This is a genomic window from Brachyspira sp. G79 (genome assembly GCF_002379365.1).
Lineage (GTDB): Bacteria > Spirochaetota > Brachyspiria > Brachyspirales > Brachyspiraceae > Brachyspira.
On the sequence record NZ_JQIU01000008.1, the window covers coordinates 1,317,925 to 1,324,140 of the forward strand.

A 6,216-nucleotide genomic window follows, 5' to 3' on the forward strand; every position below is an offset into this window, starting at 1 on the left:
TTTTTAAAAATTTTCAATACTATATATAAATTACTGTCATAATTATACGTAAAAGGCTCTTTATCTGGAAACAATAATACAAATCTTACTATATAGACTGCAATAAAAATAAATAAAACTGAAAATATTATATAATTATTATTATAGATATAATCTACTGTTTTTGATTTATTTCTTAATATAATTATAGCAAATATAATTGAAGGTAATATAAATAAAGGGTGATAATAAAATGCTTTTTTAAAATTTAATCTAACAGCTTCTATATGTGCCCTAGTCATACCGCAGGCAGGGCAAGGAAAACCTGTAGTTCTTTTTATTAAGCAGAGTTCTCCTACTTCTATATTGTAATATTTAAGATGATTTTTACTGTCATAAATGATAAATAAAGCTATAAAAGCCAACAATATAAATTTTAATATCTTCATAACTTTATAAAAATTATATGTTACAGATATTAATAAATTGAATGCAATAAATATTCAGACATATTTTTCCATTTGATTATATATAATATCAGCTAGACCAAAAGTTTTTGTTTTTGAGAACTCTTTGGCATATTCATCATAAAGCATATCTTCAAATATTTGCTCAGCCATACCACCGTCTATCAAACCACTTTTATCTACTGTTTTTCTCATTTCTTTAAGCATTTGATTAATCATTAAAGCCTCAAAATCTTCTGAAACCTGTCTTAGGCGTTTTTTCTCAAAATCCTTTCCATACTTTGATACAGCATTATTATCAGATTTATTTTGTACATTTTCATCTATAGAAAATTTTGCATTTCCATACTGTTTTTTTGTATTTTCTAATTTTGAAATGTTGGCACTATTTATACTCAAATTATATTTATCAGTTATGTTCATAATTTATCCCTAATAATAAATTTATATGGTATTTTTTCGGAAAAATATATAAAGCTATTAGTAATAAAAAAAGCCCAAATCTTATAAAATTATTAAGACTCAGGCTTTATTAATATTATATTTTTTATATTACCAAGTTATAATATATTCAGTATAAATATATCCTTTACTTATAGATTTTGTCATTTTCACTTTAGAACCATTAGGATATTTAAATCTGAATATATTTTTTATCATTTCATCATAATATGTTTCTATCATAGAATCATAATTAGGGAAATACTGTAAATGATAAATTATACGTCTTTTTTCAGCTTTAACTACTTCTATATTTATATTTTTAAACATCTTTTTATTAAAGTTAACAAATACATCAGCCAAAGCATTTTTAGATGATATTTTAATAAACATTTTTGTAAAGAAAGAAAATTTCTTAAAATCATATCTTGCTTTTTCCCTTATACCCTCTCTGGCACCTTCATAAAACTCGTCCATTATAGAAGTCATAGGTATAAAGAATGAAGAAGATAAAGGATATTTCTTTCTAAATTTAGTTTTAGTAATATCTTTAAATATATATCTGCACTCATCAGGCATCTCTTCCAATAGCTTTTGAAATTTATCTTTACCAAAAGAAGAAATTACAAATTTATAAAGGCTTTGAACAAATGGTTTTCTGCTGTAAGCTCTGTCTCCCTCATTAATAATCTTAATTTTTTCTTTAAGTACTTCTTCAAAGTCTTTAATAACATAATTAGCCATCTCTTTTTCAAGTTCATCTACAGAATCACTAGCAACAGTAGAAAGCTGTTCTATTTCTTTTATAAGGTCAAATACATTTCCTATCTGACTACCCATATCCTGAGTTTTGGAAACTATATCGTCCGTATTCTGAGATACTAACTTCATAGCCTCATCATTTTTCTTAGAGAAATCAGACAAATTAACCAAATCATCTTTGGCAACCGATATTCTTCCATGCAAATCGGTATATTGTTCTTTAATAACTTTTACAGCATCATACAAACTCTCTATAGAAACACTTATTTCCTTTGTAGAAACATACTTCTCATCAGCTACCTTTTTTACTTTATTCATGGTATTAACAAAATTCTGCATTTTAGCAAGCATATCTTCAGTTGCTACTATTCTTTCTGTCATACTGGACATAATTTGATTCATTTCTTTTTCTATGTCTCTAAGTATTTTCCAAGCCTTCTCAGACTGCATATTTGTAGTAGTAGCCAATTTTCTTATCTCTTCAGCAACAACTGCGAAACCTTTACCTTGTTCTCCTGCATGTGCTGCTTCAATAGCCGCATTCATTGCAAGCATATTAGTTTGCTGAGATATATCTATAGTAGAATTTACAAAGTCTGTAATACCTCTTATTGAAGATATTAAAGATTTTGTAATATTTTCTGTTTTTACTATTTTATCCTTACTATCTTGTGCCAAAGAAACAACATGTTCTGATTCTTCTTTAGCTTTTCCAACAGAAGTAGATACCTCCTGCATATCTTTTTGCATAGTTACAGTAAGAGAGTTTATCTGATTTAAACTTACTGACTGATCATCTATTTTACTTTGAAGATTATTAGTCATATCATCAATAGATATAAGCTGTGCCAAACTTGATGCGATGATTTTATATATTTCCAAATTACTGCTTTCTACATGCTTAAACTCTGTTTGCTGAGACGATATATTATCTATTATCATACTGACATTTTCTGTCATAGCACCTGCTGCTTCAGAAATATCTGTCATTTTAGCTTTTAAAGCATTACTCTGTTCTTTTGATACTTTAAGCGTTTTTGATACACTTGAAAATACATGCTGAACCATATCAAAAAATATTCTTATCCAAGTACTTAAATCGCCCAAAGAATCCCTAGAATTAATCTTAGTTACATTTACAAATATATTATTATCAAATACACCAGACTCTAATTCCTGAGATATCTTATCCAAAGGTTTTAATGATATAGGTATTGTTATATTTAGTACTATTATAATAATAAGTATAGCAACTATTAAGATTAAAAATATTGTATTATTGGTTGTAGTAAGTACATTGTAAAAAAATGTTGTAGGAACATACATGAATATATTATAAAATCCGTTATCAAATTGTCTGAAAAATAATGTATAATTTTCGTTTCCAACCTGATAATTTTCTCTTATTCTTGTATTAGTATAAAATGTGGTGTTATTGATAGCATTATTAATCCATTCTATATCTTCTATACTGTTTAATATATAATTAGGATTATCATGGTAAACTATCTTTTTATTTCTTGAATCAAAAATAACTGTATTAAAAGGTCCTGTTTTTACTATATTTGTAAGCATCTCATAAGCTATATCCAAAGAAAGGTCTGATAAAGAAACCCCTATAAGATTATCATTTACACTTGAATATATAGGCGAAGAAAAAGATATGACTTTCTGAGGCTTATCAATATTTTTAAGATAAGGTGAAGAATAATAAATATTTCTAGGTCTTTTTGATTCTCTGTTCCAGTTATCTGGCAGAGCTAAAGAATAAAATTCCTCCTGAGTATAGTTCTCGCCTGCATTCTCTATTATAGGCTGCATATTTCCAGTATTTCCTACATCGTACAAATATAATGAATAAATACCTCTCATATAAGGATTATTTTCTATGATATTTGGCTCAAAGTATATTCCATTTGCTATAATATGATGCAAAGCTGTCTGAGATTTATGAAAACGATAAATAACTTTTCTAAGATTGGTTGCAACATCAGTAACACTTCCTGTGGAGTACAAATCATAAGATACTGTAGCTATATCAGCTAAAGATACTGTACCTACTGTAGTTGAAGAAAATATACTATCAAATGTCGAACCTATATCATAAAAATAATTCTGTGAAACATTCATAGCAGAATTGTATAATGCTTCTTTATTAGTCTTTGTATTTATAAAAATTGTAGGAGATAATGCCAAAATTACAACGATAATAACTAATAAAAGTACCTTATTTTTTAGACTCATAGAAAAAACCTTATCTTTATTAAAAAATTACTACTTAACTTATCGGATATTTTTGATTTATTATTGAGAGTGATATTTATTATTTTCTTACAAACTTCCTAAATAATCTGCCTATAAACATATTAATAAAAGATATAAAATCATCATTTCTTATCACTATATTAATAATAGAATATGATAAAACTCCCAACAGTATTACTATAAATACTTTAAATATGAAAAATATCCTAGAATCAGCCGTATTTGATAATAAATAATATTTAACTCCGTAAACAGATGCTGCCATAAATAAACTGGATACTATTGTTTTTACTATTTCCAGCTTTTTATTTATTATTGACTTTACAGCCAATTTTCTCATAAGTAATACATATAGTATACAAAAAGATACAATATTTGCAATAACACTTGATATAGATATTCCAATAATATCAAATTTAAATACATAAACACATAAATAATTACTAACTGCATTGATTATAAATGTAAAAAATGCTATATAAACTGGGGTCTTCATATCTTTCATAGCATAAAATGACTGTACAAGTATTCTATAGCTTGCCACAAAAAATAATGAAACGGATAAATACCTCAAAGCACTTGACACTAAATATGTAGATTTTGAAGAAAATGCCCCATATTCAAATATCATTCTAACTATTTCTTTACCTAATACTATAAATCCAAAAGTAGCTGGAATGGTAACTAATGCTACAAGTCTTAAAGAATATGCTAAAGTTTCAACAGCCTCATCTTTTTTATTGTCTGTTATAAGTTTGCTTAAAGTAGGAAGCATAACTGTTGCAACACTTACAGCAAAAACTCCCAATACAAATTCATGTATTCTAGTAGCAAATGTAACAGCAGAAACTCTACCCTCTCCAATAGCACCTGCAAATGCTGTAGATACAAGTAAATTAATCTGATATATACTAGCCCCAAATATACCCGGAGCGAATAATTTTATCATTTTCATAACATAAGGATCTTTAAAATTAAAATAAGGCTTGAAACTAAATCCCTGCTTATGAACAAAAGGCATTTGATACACAAACTGTACAAATCCGCCTAATAATACAGCAAATGCAAATACATAAGCCATATTACTGAAAAAATTAGGCATAAAAAAATAAAAAAACAGTGCCATAGATATGATAACTGTATTTAAAAGTATAGGACTTGCTGCCGAAATGGAATAATATCCTCTTATATTAAGAACTCCCTGCATTAATGCCGCTAATGATATAAATAAAAGATATGGAAACATTATTCTTGATAAATCAGATGCCAAACTTAATGCTTCTATATTATCTTTGCCTGATTTATAAAGTATATTAACAAGTAAAGGAGAAATTATAATACCAATAGCAACCACACCTATAAGTATTAATCCAAGAAGTGTAAAAACAGCTCTGAAAAACTTTTTTGATTCCTCTTTTCCTTTTTCTTTTTCAAGCTCTGTAAATACTGGTATAAAACTTGCCACCATATTGCCTTCAGCAAATAAACGCCTTAAAAGATTTGGAAGTATAAATCCTATAGCAAAAGCATCAGCTATAAATGTAGTTCCAAGTAATGCCGCCTGTATTTGATCTCTGACAAGTCCGAATACTCTGCTTATTGTTGTTACAAGCGACATTTTTAATGATGATTTGGCTATTTTTTCTTTACTTACATTTTTATTTTCTGACATATTTCCTCTATAATTTATTATTACACCTATATAATTATATAAATCAAATTATAAAATAAAACCTACATACTAATTATTTATATAATAACAGTATGAATTAACTATCATAAAAATATAAATCAAAAAATAATAAAAAACAATACATGCGAATTTGTAAAAAATAAAGTTATATTTTGTATTTAATATCTAGAACTTTGACAACCATAAGCCCATCTTATTTTCATATAATTTATGACTATGTAATGGAATAATTATGGTATACAACAAAAAAGCAAAAAGACTGCAATTAAAATAATTATATCACAAGTAGCTTTAAAATAAGTATACTACATATTGATAATATTCATATGTAAATATATACAGTAAAAAGTATTTTTATTAAATTAAAATAAAAATATATTAATTATGTATTTTTCAATCTATATTTTTTTAAAACTTTAATAGTATTTTCGATATCACCTTTCCAAAACTCAGTATTCCATTTTGGACTATTATCATATGAATATAAATGTATAATATTATCTATATTTTTAAATGTTATCGTATTTTTATTCTTATATGGATAATGCTGTGTATAAAGTAAATCTATATTGTTGTTATTATAGCTTTTCCTTATGTTATTTATCATAT

General features: G+C 26.2%; 4 protein-coding genes and 1 pseudogene. All 5 read right to left on the bottom strand.

Features of this window, described 5'->3' with window-relative positions:
• Window positions 1-428 (bottom strand): DUF2752 domain-containing protein (locus tag KQ44_RS07180; RefSeq protein ID WP_096736842.1); only part of this gene is annotated, 428 nt, incomplete at its 3' end.
• A 54-nt stretch (window positions 429-482) separates the two neighbouring features.
• The gene (locus KQ44_RS07185) at window positions 483-869 is read right to left on the bottom strand and encodes a rod-binding protein (protein ID WP_096736843.1); all 387 of its coding nucleotides are present in this window, start codon (window positions 867-869) and stop codon (window positions 483-485) included.
• Window positions 870-998: 129 nt separating this feature from the next.
• The gene (locus tag KQ44_RS07190; RefSeq protein WP_096736844.1) at window positions 999-3,893 is read right to left on the bottom strand and encodes a methyl-accepting chemotaxis protein; all 2,895 of its coding nucleotides are present in this window, start codon (window positions 3,891-3,893) and stop codon (window positions 999-1,001) included.
• 79 nt (window positions 3,894-3,972) lie between these two features.
• A complete protein-coding gene (murJ, locus tag KQ44_RS07195; protein ID WP_096736845.1) occupies window positions 3,973-5,586 on the bottom strand; it encodes a murein biosynthesis integral membrane protein MurJ in 1,614 nt (537 codons plus the stop codon).
• A gap of 403 nt (window positions 5,587-5,989) precedes the next feature.
• Window positions 5,990-6,216, bottom strand: a pseudogene (locus tag KQ44_RS14570) (cysteine protease); the annotation flags it as partial.

What these genes read in the sequence shown, in the direction of transcription:
- KQ44_RS07185 (WP_096736843.1), bottom strand. Translation starts at nt 869, where the DNA reads ATGAACATAACTGATAAATATAATTTGAGTATAAATAGTGCCAACATT.
- KQ44_RS07190 (WP_096736844.1), bottom strand. Translation starts at nt 3,893, where the DNA reads ATGAGTCTAAAAAATAAGGTACTTTTATTAGTTATTATCGTTGTAATT.
- murJ (WP_096736845.1), bottom strand. Translation starts at nt 5,586, where the DNA reads ATGTCAGAAAATAAAAATGTAAGTAAAGAAAAAATAGCCAAATCATCA.